The 16001-nt window shown below is 64.8% G+C and carries 12 protein-coding genes and 1 pseudogene; 4 read left to right on the top strand and 9 right to left on the bottom strand.

Going from position 1 to position 16001, the window contains the following annotated elements:
* The 4 genes from E5Z01_RS14300 to E5Z01_RS14285 all read right to left on the bottom strand — a co-directional run.
* A partial coding sequence (locus tag E5Z01_RS14300; RefSeq protein WP_135229975.1) for a nucleotidyltransferase domain-containing protein occupies positions 1 to 310 on the bottom strand: 310 nt, incomplete at its 3' end.
* Positions 311 to 402: 92 nt separating this feature from the next.
* Positions 403 to 1146: a methylenetetrahydrofolate reductase gene (locus tag E5Z01_RS14295; protein ID WP_135229974.1), complete on the bottom strand. Its 744-nt coding sequence runs from the start codon at positions 1144 to 1146 to the stop codon at positions 403 to 405.
* Positions 1143 to 4850 carry a methionine synthase gene (metH, locus tag E5Z01_RS14290; protein WP_135229973.1) on the bottom strand — a complete coding sequence of 1236 codons (3708 nt, stop codon included), beginning with the start codon at positions 4848 to 4850 and terminating at the stop codon, positions 1143 to 1145. Before metH ends, E5Z01_RS14295 begins: the two co-directional genes overlap by 4 nt.
* Before the next feature lie 538 nt (positions 4851 to 5388).
* The gene (locus E5Z01_RS14285; protein WP_135229972.1) at positions 5389 to 5670 is read right to left on the bottom strand and encodes a YciI-like protein; all 282 of its coding nucleotides are present in this window, start codon (positions 5668 to 5670) and stop codon (positions 5389 to 5391) included.
* Positions 5671 to 5922: 252 nt separating this feature from the next.
* On the opposite strand from E5Z01_RS14285, the gene E5Z01_RS14280 reads away from it, so the two are divergent.
* Positions 5923 to 6612, top strand: coding sequence for an acetyl-CoA carboxylase biotin carboxylase subunit family protein (locus tag E5Z01_RS14280; RefSeq protein WP_205750494.1), 690 nt, complete (start codon positions 5923 to 5925; stop codon positions 6610 to 6612).
* A gap of 118 nt (positions 6613 to 6730) precedes the next feature.
* On the opposite strand, the gene E5Z01_RS14275 is transcribed toward E5Z01_RS14280, so the two are convergent.
* Entirely contained in the window at positions 6731 to 8479 is a 1749-nt protein-coding gene (locus E5Z01_RS14275) for a long-chain-fatty-acid--CoA ligase (RefSeq protein ID WP_135229971.1), read from the bottom strand.
* Positions 8480 to 9086: 607 nt separating this feature from the next.
* Entirely contained in the window at positions 9087 to 10205 is a 1119-nt protein-coding gene (locus E5Z01_RS14270) for a DUF1990 family protein (RefSeq protein WP_135229970.1), read from the bottom strand.
* 139 nt (positions 10206 to 10344) lie between these two features.
* Between E5Z01_RS14270 and E5Z01_RS14265 the strand changes: the two genes are divergently transcribed.
* The 3 genes from E5Z01_RS14265 (at position 10345) to E5Z01_RS14255 (ending at position 13451) form a co-directional block, all read left to right on the top strand.
* Positions 10345 to 11958: an alpha-amylase family glycosyl hydrolase gene (locus E5Z01_RS14265; RefSeq protein ID WP_135229969.1), complete on the top strand. Its 1614-nt coding sequence runs from the start codon at positions 10345 to 10347 to the stop codon at positions 11956 to 11958.
* Between the two features lie 102 nt (positions 11959 to 12060).
* Complete coding sequence (locus tag E5Z01_RS14260) at positions 12061 to 12981, top strand: HpcH/HpaI aldolase/citrate lyase family protein (protein ID WP_135229968.1); 921 nt, start codon at positions 12061 to 12063, stop codon at positions 12979 to 12981.
* On the top strand, positions 12978 to 13451 hold the full coding sequence (locus tag E5Z01_RS14255; RefSeq protein ID WP_135229967.1) for a MaoC family dehydratase: 474 nt from the start codon (positions 12978 to 12980) through the stop codon (positions 13449 to 13451). Before E5Z01_RS14260 ends, E5Z01_RS14255 begins: the two co-directional genes overlap by 4 nt.
* A gap of 55 nt (positions 13452 to 13506) precedes the next feature.
* Here E5Z01_RS14255 and E5Z01_RS14250 read toward each other — a convergent pair whose 3' ends face one another.
* The 3 genes and pseudogenes from E5Z01_RS14250 to E5Z01_RS14240 form a co-directional block, all read right to left on the bottom strand.
* Positions 13507 to 13782 (bottom strand): stage V sporulation protein S, encoded by a 276-nt coding sequence (locus E5Z01_RS14250; protein WP_135229966.1) that lies wholly within the window; start codon positions 13780 to 13782, stop codon positions 13507 to 13509.
* A gap of 402 nt (positions 13783 to 14184) precedes the next feature.
* Positions 14185 to 14652, bottom strand: a complete 468-nt coding sequence (locus E5Z01_RS14245; protein ID WP_119766018.1) for a hypothetical protein — start codon at positions 14650 to 14652, stop codon at positions 14185 to 14187.
* A 93-nt stretch (positions 14653 to 14745) separates the two neighbouring features.
* Positions 14746 to 15800, bottom strand: a pseudogene (locus tag E5Z01_RS14240) (pyridoxal phosphate-dependent aminotransferase).
* Positions 15801 to 16001: the final 201 nt, after the last annotated feature.

Below are 16001 nucleotides of genomic sequence, written 5' to 3'. Positions count from 1 at the left end.
TCAGTTCCGCACCTGGTACAACACCGTCCGCCCGCATTCGGTCTTGGGGTACAGCTACCCCTGGGTTAAGCTTCTGGAAGTGGCTGAGTCTCTCAAAGCCGCTTGAAGGATTTTCTGGAGCACTACCGTCGGACTTCTCTTTCAGCAGAACATGCACGTCTACGTCCGAGTACCTGTTGGCCTTTCCTCGTCCCAGGCTGCCTTCCAGCCACATCGCGAGAAAGCGCGGGTCAGGCTGAACTTTCTCTGTCAAGCGTTGCAAGAACTCGTCTCGCGCCTGTTCCAGTTCCCGGCGGCCATCCTCGGACATGACCAGAGCTTAGAGCGGTTCTCTGAATTCTCTTCTGCGGAGCTGTGCCAGTCGGTTAGGACAAAAAGCGCTTCGTTCTTCTGTCAATTGCTCTAAAGAATGCCGCCCAGATAATCCACGACCTTCGTGCGAATCGGCTGGAAGTACATGTGTTGCCTCCGGTCGCGTGCGAATTGCAGGGCTTCGGCGGCCAGGCGGCGGTTCCACTCCAGCGACAGATCGAAATGACGCGGGTACACGGCGGCGTTGCGGGTCGCCCAGTAGGTCATGCTGCCCTCGGTGGTCACGTTCGTGACGCCCCACCACACCTCTGCGCCGTCCGGCACGAGGTCGGCGTAGGCGTCCATCAGGCGCAGGTCGAAAAACGGCTGGGTGAAGAACCCCACCGCGCCCGCCTCCAGTTTGCGCTCCATGTAGTCGCGTTCCCGGGCCAACGACTGGCGGTAAGGGTCAATGCCGGCGTACACCTTCACATGCGGCAACTCGCGCGCGAAGCGCCGGATGGCCTGCTCGGCGTCCACGTTGTACACGCGGCGGTTCATGTCACTGGGCGCGTCCCCGGTGACGATCAGCACCTCCTCGATGCCGTGCGCGGCCAGAGGGTTCGCCATCGGCAGCGGCTCTTTGGGGTTCAGGTCGATGGCGCGGATATGGGGAATGGCGCGGAAGTGGGGCCGCGCGAAGGCGCACCCTTCCCAGGAACGCGTGGAAAACCGTGCCAGATCCGGGACGTTGATGGTGTCCACCCCCGGAAACGTCTGTTTGACTTCCTCCAGTTCCGCCCGCAAGCCACTGCGCGTTCGGGGAATCAACTCCAGGGAAATCCGGGTGGTCATGCGCTCACCGCTTCCTGCTTGCTGGGGTCGTAGGCGAGGTTCGGGGCCAGCCATTTCTCGGCTTCTTCCAGCGTCCAGCCTTTGCGCCCGGCGTACTCGGCCACCTGATCGCGCCCGATGCGGCCCAGCGCGAAGTATCTGGCGTCCGGGTGCGCGAAGTACAGCCCCGAAACGGCCGCGGCGGGCGTCATGGCGCACGACTCGGTGAGGCCCATGCCGATGCCCTCCGCGCCCAGCAGGCGGAAAATCGTGCGCTTCTCGGTGTGGTCCGGCTGGGCCGGATAGCCCGGCGCGGGCCTGATCCCGGCGTAGCGCTCCTTGATCAGGTCATTGTTGTCCAGCGACTCGTCGGGCGCGTAGCCCCAGTGCTTCACGCGCACGTCGCGGTGCAGTTTTTCCGCGAAGGCCTCGGCCAGCCGGTCCGCGACCGACTTCACCAGAATCGCGTTGTAATCGTCGTGCTGGGCCTCGAAATCCTGCGCCAGTTGTTCCGCCCCCTGAATGGACACGGCAAAAGCCCCGATATGGTCGCCTCGGTGGGCCACGAAATCGGCCAGGGCGGTATTCGGCGTGGCCTGATCGCGCTGCTGACGCAGGGTATGGAAACGGGGGAGATCAGGCAGGGAGTCCCGTCCGGCCGCGACCTCGTGGGTCTGTCGATCCAGCGTCCCCTGCGGGTGAAGGTCATCCAGCACGATGTCGTCGCCTTCGCGGTGCGCGGGCCACAGCCCGATGACCCCCCGCGCGCGAAGCAGGTTTTCGTCCACGATGCGTTTCAGCAAGGCCTGGGCGTCACCCAGCAACTTGCGGGCCTCTTCACCGCGCACGGGGTCTCTCAGAATGTTCGGGTAGATGCCCTTCATTTCCCAGGCGATGAAGAACGGTGTCCAGTCGATGTATTCCAGCAGTTCGCTGATGGGTTGCTCGATGACCTGCCGGCCGGGTTGACGGGGAGCGGCGGGAACGGCCGGGGAAAGGCGCGGCGCACGTTCGCGGGCCTGCCCGAGCGGAATCAGGCGCACCTGCCGCTCGCCGTGGCGTTCGCGCAGGGCGTCGTACTCGGTTCGGGTTTTGTGGCGGTAAGCGGCCTCGTCGGCGAGCAGTTCACTGGTGGTCGTGACGGCGCGGCTGGCGTCGATGACGTGAACGACCGTTCCGTCGTAGGCCGGGTCGATCTTCACGGCGGTGTGGGCGCGGCTGGTGGTCGCCCCGCCGATCAGGAGGGGCTGTTTCATGCCCCGGCGCGTCATCTCCCGGGCCACGTTCACCATTTCGTCGAGGCTGGGGGTGATCAGGCCGCTCAGGCCAATCACGTCCGCGCCCAGTTTCTCGGCCTCATCCAGAATTTTCTCGGCCGGCACCATCACGCCCAGGTCGGTCACCTGATAGCCGTTGCAGGCCATGACCACGCCCACGATGTTCTTCCCGATGTCGTGCACGTCGCCTTTCACGGTCGCCAGGACGACCTTGCCTTTGCTGCTGCTCTCGGCCTTCTCGGCTTCCAGATACGGGGTCAGGTGGGCCACCGCGCGCTTCATCACGCGGGCGGACTTCACGACCTGCGGCAGAAACATTTTGCCGGCGCCGAACAGGTCACCCACCACGTTCATGCCGTCCATCAGCGGTCCCTCGATTACGGCCAGCGGCGAACCCAGTTCGCGGTAGGCTTCCTCGGCATCGAACACCACGTGGTCGGTCAGGCCTTGCACCAGCGCGTGCTTCAGGCGCTCCTGCACGGGCCATTCGCGCCAGGCGTTCACGGCCGCGGCCTCGCGCTTCACGTCTCTGTACCCCTCGGCCAGCGTGATGAGGCGCTCGGTGGCGCTGCTTGTATCGGATACTGAACCGCGCGCCAGAATCACGTCCTCGACGGCCTCACGCAGTTCGGGCTCGATGTCCTCGTACACCGCCAGCATCCCGGCGTTCACGATGCCCATATCCAGCCCGGCGCCGATGGCGTGGTACAGGAACACGGCGTGCATGGCCTCGCGCACGTGGTTGTTGCCCCGGAAACTGAAGGACACGTTGGAAATCCCGCCCGACACCAGCGCCCCCGGCAGGTTTTCCTTGATCCAGCGCGTGGCCTCGATGAAGTCCAGCGCGTAGCGGTCGTGTTCCGGCAGACCGGTGGCGACCGTCAGCACGTTGGGGTCGAAGATGATGTCCTGCGGCGGAAACTGCACCTGCTCGGTCAGCAGCCGGTAGGCGCGGCCCAGAATTTCCTGACGGCGCGAGAGGTTGTCGGCCTGGCCCTGCTCGTCGAAGGCCATGACCACCGCCGCCGCCCCGTACCGCCGCAGCAGCCGCGCCCGCTCCAGGAATTTCTCCTCGCCGTCCTTCAGCGAGATGCTGTTCACCACGCACTTGCCCTGCACGCGCTTCAGGCCCGCTTCCAGAATCTCCCACTTGCTGGAGTCCAGCATCAGCGGCACGCGCGAGATGTCGGGTTCACCCGCCAGCAGGTTCAGGAACTTGACCATGGCGGCCTCGCCGTCGAGCATGCCCTCATCGAAGTTCACGTCGACCAGCTGGGCGCCGTTGCTGACCTGCTGGCGCGCAATTTTCAGGCCCGCGTCGTAATCCCCGGCCAGAATCGCCTTTGAAAAGCGGGGGCTGCCGGTCACGTTGGTGCGTTCGCCTACGTTCACGAAATTCAGTTCGGGCGTGACGGTCAGGGCTTCCAGACCGCTCAGACGCAGGTAAGGCGACCGCGCCGTGGGCGTGCGTGGCGTGAGGCCCTTCACGGCGTCGGCAATGGCTTTGATGTGCTCGGGTGTGGTGCCGCAGCACCCCCCCACGATGTTCACCAGCCCCTCGCGCGCGAACTCGGCCAGCACGCGGGCGGTGTGCTCGGGTGTCTCGTCGTATTCGCCAAACGCGTTCGGGAGGCCGGCATTCGGGTGAACCGACACCAGCCGGTCTGTGTTCGCCGCAATGGCCCGCAGGTGGGGCCGCAGCAGATCCGCGCCCAGCGCACAGTTCAGGCCCAGGCTGAACAGGCCCGCGTGCTCGGTGCTGACTGCAAAGGCTTCCGGCGTCTGGCCGCTCAGCGTGCGCCCGGAAGCGTCGGTGATGGTGCCCGAGAGCATGATCGGCAGCTCGCGGCCCCGCTGCTCGAACACGTCTTGCGCGGCAAACAGCGCTGCCTTGGCGTTCAGCGTATCGAACACGGTCTCGATCAACAGCAGGTTCGCGCCGCCGTCCATCAATCCCGTCACGGCCTCGCTGTAAGCCGCCACCAGATCGTCGAAAGTGACGTTCCTGAATTCGGGGCGCTCCACGTCCGGCGAGAGGGTCGCCGTGCGGTTGGTCGGGCCCACCGCCCCCGCCACCCAGCGCGGTTTGCCGTCGCGGCCGGTGAATTCGTCGGCCACCTCGCGCGCCAGCCGGGCGCCCTCCAGGTTCATGCGGTAGGCGAGGGCCTCGGTGCCGTAATCCGCCTGCGAGATGCTGGTGCTGTTGAAGGTGTTCGTGCTGGCGATGTCCGCCCCGGCCCCGAAGTAGGCGCGGTGAACGTCCCGGATGACGTCGGGCCGGGTCAGTTGCAGCAGGTCGAAGTTGCCCCGGTACATCCGCAGCGGGTCGGCGCCGTCAAAACGGAAATCAGCCTCGGTCAGCCCGGCGCGTTGCAGCTGCGTGCCCCACGCGCCGTCCAGAATCAGGATGCGTTTTCGCGCTTCGGCGCGAAGGTTCGTCGTGCTCATGCTGCTCAAAATGTTCACTCCATGAAAAAAAGCCGCTGACAGGCGACCTCCGGTGTCTATGCGCTTGGGCGCCTCCGCTGGGCCATCGTGTTCGCTCGCACCATCGTCGGTGCACCCACGCGAACCTTTCCTGAAAGCACCGTGCCGCAATGAAGGCCGGTTGCTCCGCCGTGCAGTCGGGCAGGAAACACCCTCTGGCGAGTCTGGATGACCGCACCGGACAGGTGCGATAGGAGCAAGGATAGCGCGGAGCCAGGGAAGCGAAATGGAGGTGGCTATTCAGGTGGTAAAACGCGCGTCTGCCATCCCCGCTTTTCCAGTCTGGTCAAATCAGGTTCCTGGGCAATGGAAACAAGGTGGCGCGCAGGTGCCAGGCGTTGCCTGTCGCCCAGGTCACCTGTCCACGCAGGTCAACCGCCCACTCAGATCAACCACAAAAGTACCGCTCTGTCTCTGGCGGTATTTCCCGCGCCGGAGTGAGCAGCAGAAAAGACGCACGGCGGGAGACGCAGGAGGCTGGCGGCGCTTTCCCGCCAGCTTATTTCACCAGCGCCCCCACCACCGTCGTCCAGGGCCTGATTTCCCAGCTTTTCACCAGGCCGCTTTGCACGTATGGGTCGGCTTCCGCGAACGTGCTGGCCGCTTCGGCACTCGTGAAAACCAGCACTGCGCCGTCCATCGGTTCGGCCAGGGCGCCGCCCAGCAGCAGTTCGCCGCGTGCAGCGGCCTCGCGCGCCAGGGCGAGGTGGTCGGCGCGGTACGGTTCGCGGCGCACGGCGTGGTCGGCGTAGGCAAAGCGGTAGAACAGCAGGTGATGCATGGGGGCCTCCTGGCATGGGTTTTCTTTACTGTAAAGCGGAACCTCGCGCCAGCGTGTGCTGCGGCGCCTTTAAGGTGATGCCAGTGTCCCCAGCGCTGGCGCAGTGCCGGGAGTTGCGGGTGATCCCAAGATTCTACGCTTTCTGTGCAGACTCTTGTGGTGGTCGGCAATCTCGGTTCAGATCGTCTCCAGGCTGTGGACGGGAATTGCCTGGCCCCTTTACTCTTGACATACCGGTGGAATGATGAGGGCATGGAAAAGAGAGTGATCGGTGTGACCGAACTCGCTCTGCGCGACGCGCACCAGAGCCTGATGGCGACCCGTATGGCGCTGGAGGACATGCAGGGCGCCTGCGCCGACATCGACGCGGCGGGCTTCTGGAGTGTGGAGTGCTGGGGCGGCGCGACCTTCGACGCCTGCATCCGCTTCCTGAACGAAGACCCCTGGGAACGGCTACGTACCTTTCGCAAGCTCATGCCGCAAAGCCGCCTGCAAATGCTGCTGCGCGGCCAGAACCTGCTGGGCTACCGCCACTACGCTGATGACGTGGTGGACGCCTTCGTGGAGAAATCCGCCGAGAACGGTATGGACGTGTACCGCGTGTTCGATGCGCTGAACGACGTGCGCAACGTGCAGCGCAGCATCGCCGCCGTGAAAAGGGCCGGAAAGCACGCGCAGGGCACCCTCTGCTACACCGTCAGCCCGCTGCACACCGTGCAGGGCTACGTGCAACTGGCCCGCGACCTGGTAGACCTGGGCTGCGACAGCCTGTGCCTCAAGGACATGGCCGCGCTGCTCAGGCCCCAGCCGGCCTACGACATCGTGAAGGCCATCAAGACCGAACTGGGCGAGCAGACGCGCGTTCATGTGCATTGCCACAGCACCACCGGCGTGACGCTGGCCAGAAAGAGAAGTGCTTCCTGGCCGGGCGAAGTTGAATAAACAGGATGGACTTGCCAGGTGGCGCAGCATACGGGCACAGCTCCAAAGGAGAGAAGGGCGCCGCCTGGGGCGCTGATCCCCTTCAGGGCATCATTCGGAGAACTGCGCTCAGCCTTCCTTAGCCCTGCGGCGGCAGGTTCTTCTGCGCCCGTTCCTGAATGACGCGTTCGGTGGCTTCCTGGGCGAGCTGGCGGCGCAGAATTTTCAGGGCGGCCGTCTTGGGCAGTTCGCTGCGGAATTCGACGCTGCGGGGAACCTTGTAGGCGCTGAGTTCCTGTTTGCAAAAAGCCCGGATGTCGGCCTCGGTGACGCTCTGGCCGGGTTTCAGGGCCAGGACGGCGTGCACGCTTTCGCCGCGGTACTCGTCGGGAATGCCGACGGCAGCTGCTTCCAGCACGGCGGGGTGCATCATCAGGACTTCCTCGACCTCGCGCGGATAGATGTTGTGGCCCCCGGCGATGATCAGGTCTTTTTTACGGTCCACGATTCTGAAAAAGCCGCGTTCATCCATGGTGGCGATGTCGCCGGTTTTCAGCCAGACCTTGCCGCCGCGCTCGGCGAGGGTACGGGCGGTCTCTTCGGGGCGCTGCCAGTAGCCTTTCATCACCATGGGGCCGGCCACCCACAGTTCGCCGCGTTCGCCTGTCGGCACGGGCTGGCCGTCATCGTTCATGATCAGCGCGTCCACGCCGGGCAGCGGCAGGCCAATGCTGCCTTCCTGCTGCTCACCAAAAATGGGGTTGACGTGCGTGACCGGGCTGCTCTCGGTGAGGCCGTAGCCCTCGACCAGGTTCGCGCCCCCGGTGATCCACTTGAACTTGTGCGCGGTTTCCAGCAGCAGGGGCGCACTGCCGCTGATGCAGGCGCGAATGCTGCTCAGGTCATGCCTGGGCGTGTCGGGGTGGTTGTTGATGGCGTTGTACAGCGTGGGCACGCCGGGAAACAGCGTGGCCTTGTTCTTCTGAATCTCGGAGAGCACCATCTTGATGTCGCGGGCGTTGGGCACCAGCACCATGTTCGCGGCGCCCAGGATGCTGAGGTTCATGGCGACGGTCATGCCGTACACGTGAAAGAACGGAATGGCCGCCAGCGTGACTTCCTGGCCCACTCTCAGGTCACCCATCCACAGGCGGGCCTGTTCGGCGTTCGCCACCAGGTTGGCGTGGGTCAGCATGGCGCCCTTGGGCGTGCCGGTGGTGCCGCCGGTGTATTGCAGGAGCGCCACATCCTGCGCCGTCATGTTTACGGCGGCGGGGTAGGGTGTCTGCGAATCGATGACCTTCGTGAAGTTCAGCACGTGTTCCTGGGGCTGCACGTTCACCCAGGTGCCTTCCTTTCTGGCCTTGAGGGGGTACAGCAGGTTCTTGGGAAAGGGCAGGGCGTCCTGGATGCCGGTGACCAGCACGCGCTTGACCGGCACGCGCTCCTGGATCTCCAGGTAACGCGGGTAAAACATGTCCATGATGATCAGCGTTTCGCTGCCGCTGTCCTGAAGCTGGTGCTCCAGTTCGTGCGCGGTGTAAAGCGGGCTGGTGTTCACGACAATGGCCCCGGCGATCAGGGTGCCGAAGAAACTGATCACGAACTGCGGGCAGTTGGGCAGCATGACGGCCACGCGGTCGCCCGGTTTCACGCCCATTTTTTGCAGGGCGGCGGCCAGTTGCTGCGCCTGGGTGAGCAACTCGGCGTAACTGGTGCGTGCGCCGATGAAGGTCATGGCCGTGTGCTTCGGGTAATGCTGCGCGGTTTGCTGAAGCAGTTGCGGCAGGGTATGGCCGGTGGGCTGGAAGTCGTGGGGAACGTGTTGCTCGTAGTGCTCCAGCCAGGGCCGAGGGGCAGGGGCGTGGGGGTCAGCGGGTGAAGTCATGTGTTCTACCTTCCTTCTGGCCTGATGTGGAGGCCGGGAACCTCCAGCAGCGTTGACGACCAGCAGCGTTGATGAATTGAACCCAGTATAAGTAGACTCAGCACAAAGATAACAGTCATGGCAGCGGGAGAACGGGTTCACCTAGCCTGACACACCGCCTGGCACAGGCTTCTGAACGCGCCCGGCCCTTAAGAAAACCCATTGGTCGGGCGGCGCTGTGGTGAGCTGGAACGGCCACTGGCACGAATTCAAGCAGTGATCTAAAGCATTTGACATAAGAATGGCAGCGTATTTCTGCCATTCGTTGTCCGAACGAAGTGAGTGAATTTGAGGAGAGCATAGGGCAGACTGGAGGCATTTGGGGTGCTGTTCCCCGAAGGCCGTAATTCTGTCAAATGCTCTAGATAAGGCGTGCGCCAGGAAAGCGCCTCTATCCGCTCCCCCAGCTTTGCCACTCCGTTCTGCCCGTCGCCATTCGCTTGCTCTCTGTAAGCTGTGTTCTTCCACTCAGCCACAAACCTCCCTCTTTCTGGCCCAGGCGCTTAATGCTGCACGTTCCCTGGGTGGCCGCAGGAAGGGTCTGTGTTCCAGACGACCCCGCCCAGGATCAGTCGGCGGTCATTTCCTGCATGTTGCGGATGTACTCCTGCTTGAACTTGCGGCGCAGCGCCGCGTGAACCGGAGCCAGAAAAGTCAGGTTGGGCATCGCCAGGAACTGCTGGGTACTCAACGAGAACACCACGCGGTCATCGGGCTGCCAGTCCACCAGGAAAGTCTCGCGCAGCAGCAGCACCTGGCCGTCCAGGCTGACCAGCGTGAAGCCCCAGCGGCGCGGTTCCTCGACCATGTCCAGCACGCGGCATCCCAGCAGCAGCGTGACCGGCCCGATCTTCTGCTCGACCAGGGCGTTGCGGCCGGGCAGCGGGGGCCCGTGCGAGTGAATGTCCATGTTGGCCTGGCGGTGCGTGCGCCACGACCACAGCGCCGACTGCGCCCGCAGGAAGCACGGTTCGCCCTGTCCCAGTTCGGCCTGGCCGCGGATGACCCCGGCCGTCCGGTCGGGCGGCACCCGGATGTCCAGCCGCGTCAGTGAACGCAGGGTCGCGGCAGGCAGGCCCTCGGGGGGGGAACCGATCACGTAGGGGCGCGGTTCGGGTGCTGGGACGGGGGGCGTGCCACTGGCGGCAGGGGAGACAGACGCTGGCGCACCGGCTGCCGGGACTGAGGAAGGAGAGGGCCGCCGGGGTTCCTCGAAAGTGGGTCTGGAGGCGTTTCCGTGGCGGCCCAGCAGGGTGCCCGACGCGGTGGTCTGCGCCAGGGCGTCCGTTTCGGCCAGTGTGTCGGGCAGGGCGTCGTACAGGGCACGGATCAGCGCCTCGATAACCGAATCTTCCAGCGTGGGTTGTGGCTCCGTGAAGACGGTGCCCGTGAAGCCTGTCCCTGTGAAGCGTGTGCCCGAGAACTCCAGATCCAGGGGCTGTGTGCTGAGATGAGTCAGTTCCGGCGGCGTTTCGGGGCCAGGATGCGGTTCAGGGCCGTGCAGCGGCAAGAACTGCTCTGACCGGCTTTGCAGGCGTGAGGCGAACCCGCCGGGCGGGCGTTTGACCCAGCGGTAATCCAGCAGTTTCAGGCCATGCCGGGCATACGGCCAGCCTGCGACAGCCGCAGGGGCAGGGAGCCGGGCGTGATCAGCCGGCCCGCCGAACGCTGGCTTGAACTTGGCCACGGCTTATTGTTCCACAGCTGGGGCAGCGACGACAGCCGGGTTGCCAGCCGGGTGAATCAGGGGCGATTCTTCAGCGGGTGATCTAGACCGTTCGACTGAATCGATTCAGTCGGGTTGCCAGGCCTGCTACGCTACCAGCATGACCCCCAACCTGCACGGCGAACTGAAATGGTGGCAAAGCGGAATCATCTACCAGATCTACCCGCGCTCCTACCAGGACACCGACGGCGACGGCATCGGCGACCTGCGGGGCATCACGCAGCGCCTGCCCTACATCGCCAGCCTGGGCGTGCAGGCGGTGTGGCTCTCGCCCATCTTCAAAAGCCCCATGCGCGACTTCGGCTACGACGTGGCCGACTACTGCGACATCGACCCCCTTTTCGGCACGCTCGAACAGTTCGACGCGCTGGTCGCCGAGGCGCACCGGCTGGGCCTGAAGGTCATGCTGGACTATGTGCCCAACCACTCCTCCTCGGATCACGCCTGGTTTCAGGAGGCGCTGGAGGGCAAAGACAGCGCCAGGCGCGACTGGTACGTGTGGCGCGACCCCGCACCGGACGGCGGCCTGCCGAACAACTGGAAGTCCTTTTTCGGTGGCCCGGCCTGGACACTGGACGAAAAAAGCGGCCAGTATTACCTGCACCAGTTCCTGCCCACCCAGCCCGACCTGAACTGGCGCAATCCGGCCGTGCGGCAGGCCATGTTCGCCGTGTTGCGCTTCTGGATGCGCCGGGGCGTCGACGGTTTCCGGGTAGACGTGATCTGGCTGCTGGCCGAGGACGCCCGCTTCCTGGACGAACCCGTGAACCCGGACGCCGGGCGCGAGGTGATCGGCGGGCAGGTGGAACACAGCACCCTGATTCACATCTACACGCAGGATCAACCCGAAACGCACGAATACATCCGCGAGATGCGCCGCGTGATCGACGAATTTTCCGACCGCATGATGGTCGGGGAAATTTACCTGCCACTCGACAAACTGTTGCCTTACGCCGGCACGCCCGATGCCCCGATGGTTCATCTGCCGTTCAACTTTCACCTCATTCTGCTGCCGTGGCAGGCCGGCACCGTCCGCCAGTTCGCGGACGACTACGACGCGGCCAGCCTGAGGGCCGGCGCGTGGCCCAACTGGGTGCTGGGCAACCACGACCAGCACCGCTTCAAGACCCGCGTGGGCGCGGCGCAGTACCGCGTGGCGCAGACGCTGCTGCTGACCCTGAGCGGTACGCCCACCGTGTACTACGGCGACGAGATCGGCATGCAGAACGTCCCCATTCCCCCGGAGCGCATGGTCGACCCGGCGGGCCTGCAACAACCCGATTCGCCCGCCGCTGGACGCGACCCGGAACGCACCCCCATGCAGTGGGACGCCTCCCCCAACGCCGGGTTCAGCGCGGCGGGCGTGGAGACCTGGCTGCCCGTGGCGGACGACTTCATGGCCGTCAACGTCGAGGCGCAGCAGGCCGACCCGCTCAGCGACCTGAACTACTTCCGCGCCCTGACGCGCCTGCGCGAGACGCATCCCGCTTTGATCGGCGGCACGTATGAAAGCCTGGATTCCGGACACGAGGACGTGTTTCTGTTCCGCCGCCAACAGGGTCGGGAAAGTGTGCTGGTGGCGCTGAACTTCGGTTCGGAATCCCGCCCGCTGAGCGTTCTGAACGGCCGGACGCTGCTCAGCAGCCTGAATGACCAGCCGCCTGCCGACACGTCCCTGCGCCCGGACGAGGCCCGGATCGTCCTGAACTCCTGACGCGGGAGGCTGGGCCAGGCGGTTCACCCTCTAGACTGTCCGCATGCTGATTGCCCATTTGACCGTTTCGGGGCCTGTGTTGGGGTTCATATCGGGGCGGGCGTGAACGGCCTGCTGTCGCGGCCCCGCAGCGTGCTGTTCGCGCCCGGCAACCGCGCCGACCTGATCGCCAAACTGCCGCGCAGCGCACCGGACGCGGTGGTTATCGACCTGGAGGACGCCGTGCCCGGCACGCCCGAAGCCAAGGCCGCCGCGCGCCCCATCGCCCGTGACGCGGCCCGCGACCTGATCGCCGCTGCGCCGCACCTGGCCGTGTTCATTCGCGTAAATGCCCCCCACTCGCCGTACTTCGAGGACGACCTGACGGTGCTTACGCCGGAACTGGCCGGCGTGGTCGTGCCGAAACTGGAGAGCGCTGCCGACGTCTCCAGGGTAGAGAGCGCGCTGGCTGAACTGGGCCTGAACCTGCCCATCATGGCGGGCCTGGAAACTGCCGCAGGTGTCTGGAACGCCCGTGAAATCATGATTCCGCCCGTGGCCTGGGCGTACTTTGGCGCCGAGGACTACACCACGGATCTGGGGGGCACGCGCACGGCCGGGAACCTGGAAGTGCTGTACGCCCGTTCGCAGGTGGCGCTGGCCGCGAGGCTGGCCGGGGTGGCCGCGCTGGACATCGTGGTCACGCGCCTGAACGACGAAACGGCTTTCCGCGAAGACGCCACGCAGGGCCGCGCCCTGGGATACAGCGGGAAGCTGTGTATTCACCCGGCGCAGGTGACGCTGGCCCACGACCTGTTCGGCCCGACACCCGCCGACCTGGCCCGCGCCCGCGCCCTGCTGGACGCCGCCCACGCGGCCGCGCAGGCTGGACACGGGGCCTTCAGTTTCGAGGGCCAGATGGTGGACGAACCCATGCTGGTCAAGGCCCGCGCCCTGCTGCAAAGCGCCGACCTACCCAGTGGCGACTTACACAGTGCCGAACAATCCGCTGCACACCAGCACCCCGAAAGGAAAGACGCATGAACGATGACCTGAACCGCCCTGCTGGCCGCTACTTCGAGGAACTTCCGCTCGGTACCGTCATTCGCCACCGCGTGACGCGCACCGTCACCGAGTCGGACAACATCCTGTTCACGACCCTGACCATGAACCCCCAGCCGCTGCACCTGGATTTCGAGTTCGCCTCGAAAACCGAATTCGGCCGGCCGCTTTTCAACAGCATGATGACCCTTTCGCTGCTGGTTGGCATTAGCGTGCACGAACTGAGCCTGGGCACGCTGGTCGCCAACCTGGGCCTGACCGACGTGGTGTTCCCCCAGCCCGTGTTTCACGGGGATACGCTGCGCGTCGAGTCGGAGGTCATCGAGTCGCGCGCCAGCAAGAGCCGCCCCAACCAGGGCCTCGTGACTGTCGAGCACCGCGCATTCAACCAGCACGGTGACCTGGTGGCGCAGTGCAAACGCACCATGCTGTTTCACCGCAAGCCCAATTGAACAGGGAAATACCGGGCCGCCACGCGCAAGGAAAGTCGAGCAGCGTGGCAGCTTTTTACGGCTGTTGGGTGCTGTACCCGTAGACCAGGAATTTCATGGCGGTGCGTTCCTCACTGGCGACATCCAGTTTTACGAAGGAGGGCTGCACCGTCAGGTCAAGGTTGTCGTCGTGCAGGTAGCCGCGCGCAATGGCGATGGCCTTGATGGCCTGGTTCACGGCGGCGGGCCCGATGGCCTGCACTTCCACCTGGCCCTGCGATCGCAGCAGCGCCGCGACGGCTCCGGCGACGGCATTGGGACGTGAATTTCCTGAGACTCGCAGCGTTTCCAGTGGGGATCAGTCCTCCAGGAGAGGAAAAAAATATGACTCAAGACCTATGGGGGATTCAATGAAGTGAACTGGGGTCAGAATACCCCAAAAAATGAAGTGAGACCAAATTTCCGGGTTGCGCCCCGATGTGGCCGGACAATCCAGAGGTTTGCCCTGTTTTCATCGAGTTTTTGCAGGGATGAATTGTCCTCGTCCGCTTGTCAAGAGAAGGTCACTTTCGGCAGATGCCCAGAGAATCCGCATCACACTGCTACATCTCGCGGGGGAGTTTCTCAACTCTGCAAGCTGCCTGTGCCGTGTCAAGATTCCCAGCCTGTCCGTCAACCCCTCCCGACTTATGCAAAGAAAAAGCCGACCACTGATGGATCGGCTTGAGAAGCATATGGGGGTGAACAGGCAGGATCAGTTGTTCAGCTGGTAGTTCAGGCCCAGGCGGGCACCCCAGCCGAACGAGAAAAAGGTGGCGCTGCCCAGGTTGAAGTAAGGGCCGGCATTCACTTCACCGAAGATGCTCAGCGGGGCGGAGACGTTGTACTTGGCCCCCAGCAGCGCGTGCGGGTACAGGCCCACGCCGGTTCCCGCGCCCAGGCTCACGTAAGCGCCCAGACCCGCGCCGTAGTAGGGCGTCAGGGCTGAGGGGGCTTGGCCAGGGATGTTCATCAGGTAATCGGCGGAGCCGCCGACCCGCAGGTTGTTGAAGCTCAGGCCGGTGGCGGCCAGATCCAGGCTGTAACGCATGGCGGAGGTGGCAGAACGGTCTTGCTGATAGTGGATGCTGCCGCCCGTACCAATCGAGCCACCGACGTAATTGGCGGCGGAAGCGGTCGTTACGGTGCACAGGGCCAGGAAGCCTAAAAGGGTCTTCTTCATAAACCAAATAGATCACATTTGGGGCCGCGCTGGCACCTGAGAGTATCTTTAGGATGTGACACCGAACAATGCCGAACCGGTTCGTCCGAACCCCTAGGCCAGCCGGGAAAGGCGTGCCAGGGCCTCCTCGAGGTCTTCCTGAGATTTGCAGAAGGCCACGCGGAAAAGTCCTGGCGGGCAATCGTGCTGGTCGTAAAAGGCCTCGCCCGGAACGACTGCCACGCCCTCCCGAACCAGCGACAGGGCGTCCCAGGCAGGGTGCTGCGCCGTCAGAAAGTAGGTGCCCTGTGGCTCATGAACGGTGACGCCCAGGGCCCGCAGGCCGCTGACCATCCACTCCTTTCTGACGCGGTATTTCTCGCGGAGCTGGGCGTAAAACCCTTCTTGCCGCGCCCGAGGCAGCGCCTGGGCCACCGCCACCTGCAGGGGCGTGGGGGCACAGAAGGACGCCAGTTGCCGCACGCCTGCCACCTGTGGGGCCAGGCCGGCCGGGCACGCCACCCACCCCACGCGCCAGCCGGTGGCTTCCAGCCGCTTGCCCGCGCTGCCCACTGTGAATGTCCGCTCCGGGGCCAGTGAACGCAGGCTGACGGGCTCGTCGGTGAAAGACAGTTCGTCGTACACCTCGTCGGAAATGATCCACAGGTCGTGCTGGCGGGCCAGCGCCACCAGGTCACGCTGTTCGGCCGCGCTCAGCACTTTGCCGGTGGGGTTGTGCGGCGTGTTCAGCAGCAGCGCCCGGGTGCGCCCGGTCACGGCGGCCTGCACGGCGTTCACGTCCACCGCCCAGCCCCCGTCATTCAGGGTCATGGGCACGGTCACCGGCGTCGCCCCGGCCAGCCGCGCCTGCGGCAGGTAAACGTCGTACACGGGTCCAGCATCAGCACCTCGTCGCCCGGGCCGTACAGGCTCAGCGCCAGGGCGGCCAGCGCCTCGGTCGCGCCGCTGGTCACCACGATGTCCTGTGGGTCTACATGCAGGTCGGCGCCCAGCGCCTCACGCAATGCGGGGAGGCCCGCCGGGGGGGTGTACTGGTCGAAGTGCCCCACAGCCCCCCGTGCCGCCTCCAGCAGGAACGCCGGCGGCGGGTCTGCCGGAAACCCCTGCCCCAGGTTCACAGCCCCGTGCTGCGCGGCGAGGCGGCTCATGACCGAAAAAATACTTTCCCGCGCAGTGCGGGCCGCCGGCATCAGTTCAGGCATGGCCGCAGTCTGCCACGCGCCCTGTTCGGCCTGCTTCCCACTAAACTTCACTGGCCTGACTCATGGAAGAGGCACGACCCCAAACGCGAATGCGCTAGAGCATTTCTCCGAATGACACGCTCTGTGGAAGGGCACCCCAGAGCCCTT

This window comes from Deinococcus fonticola (assembly GCF_004634215.1).
GTDB lineage: Bacteria > Deinococcota > Deinococci > Deinococcales > Deinococcaceae > Deinococcus > Deinococcus fonticola.
Note: the sequence above shows the minus strand (reverse complement) of the source record. Positions and strands in the feature narration are given on the sequence as shown.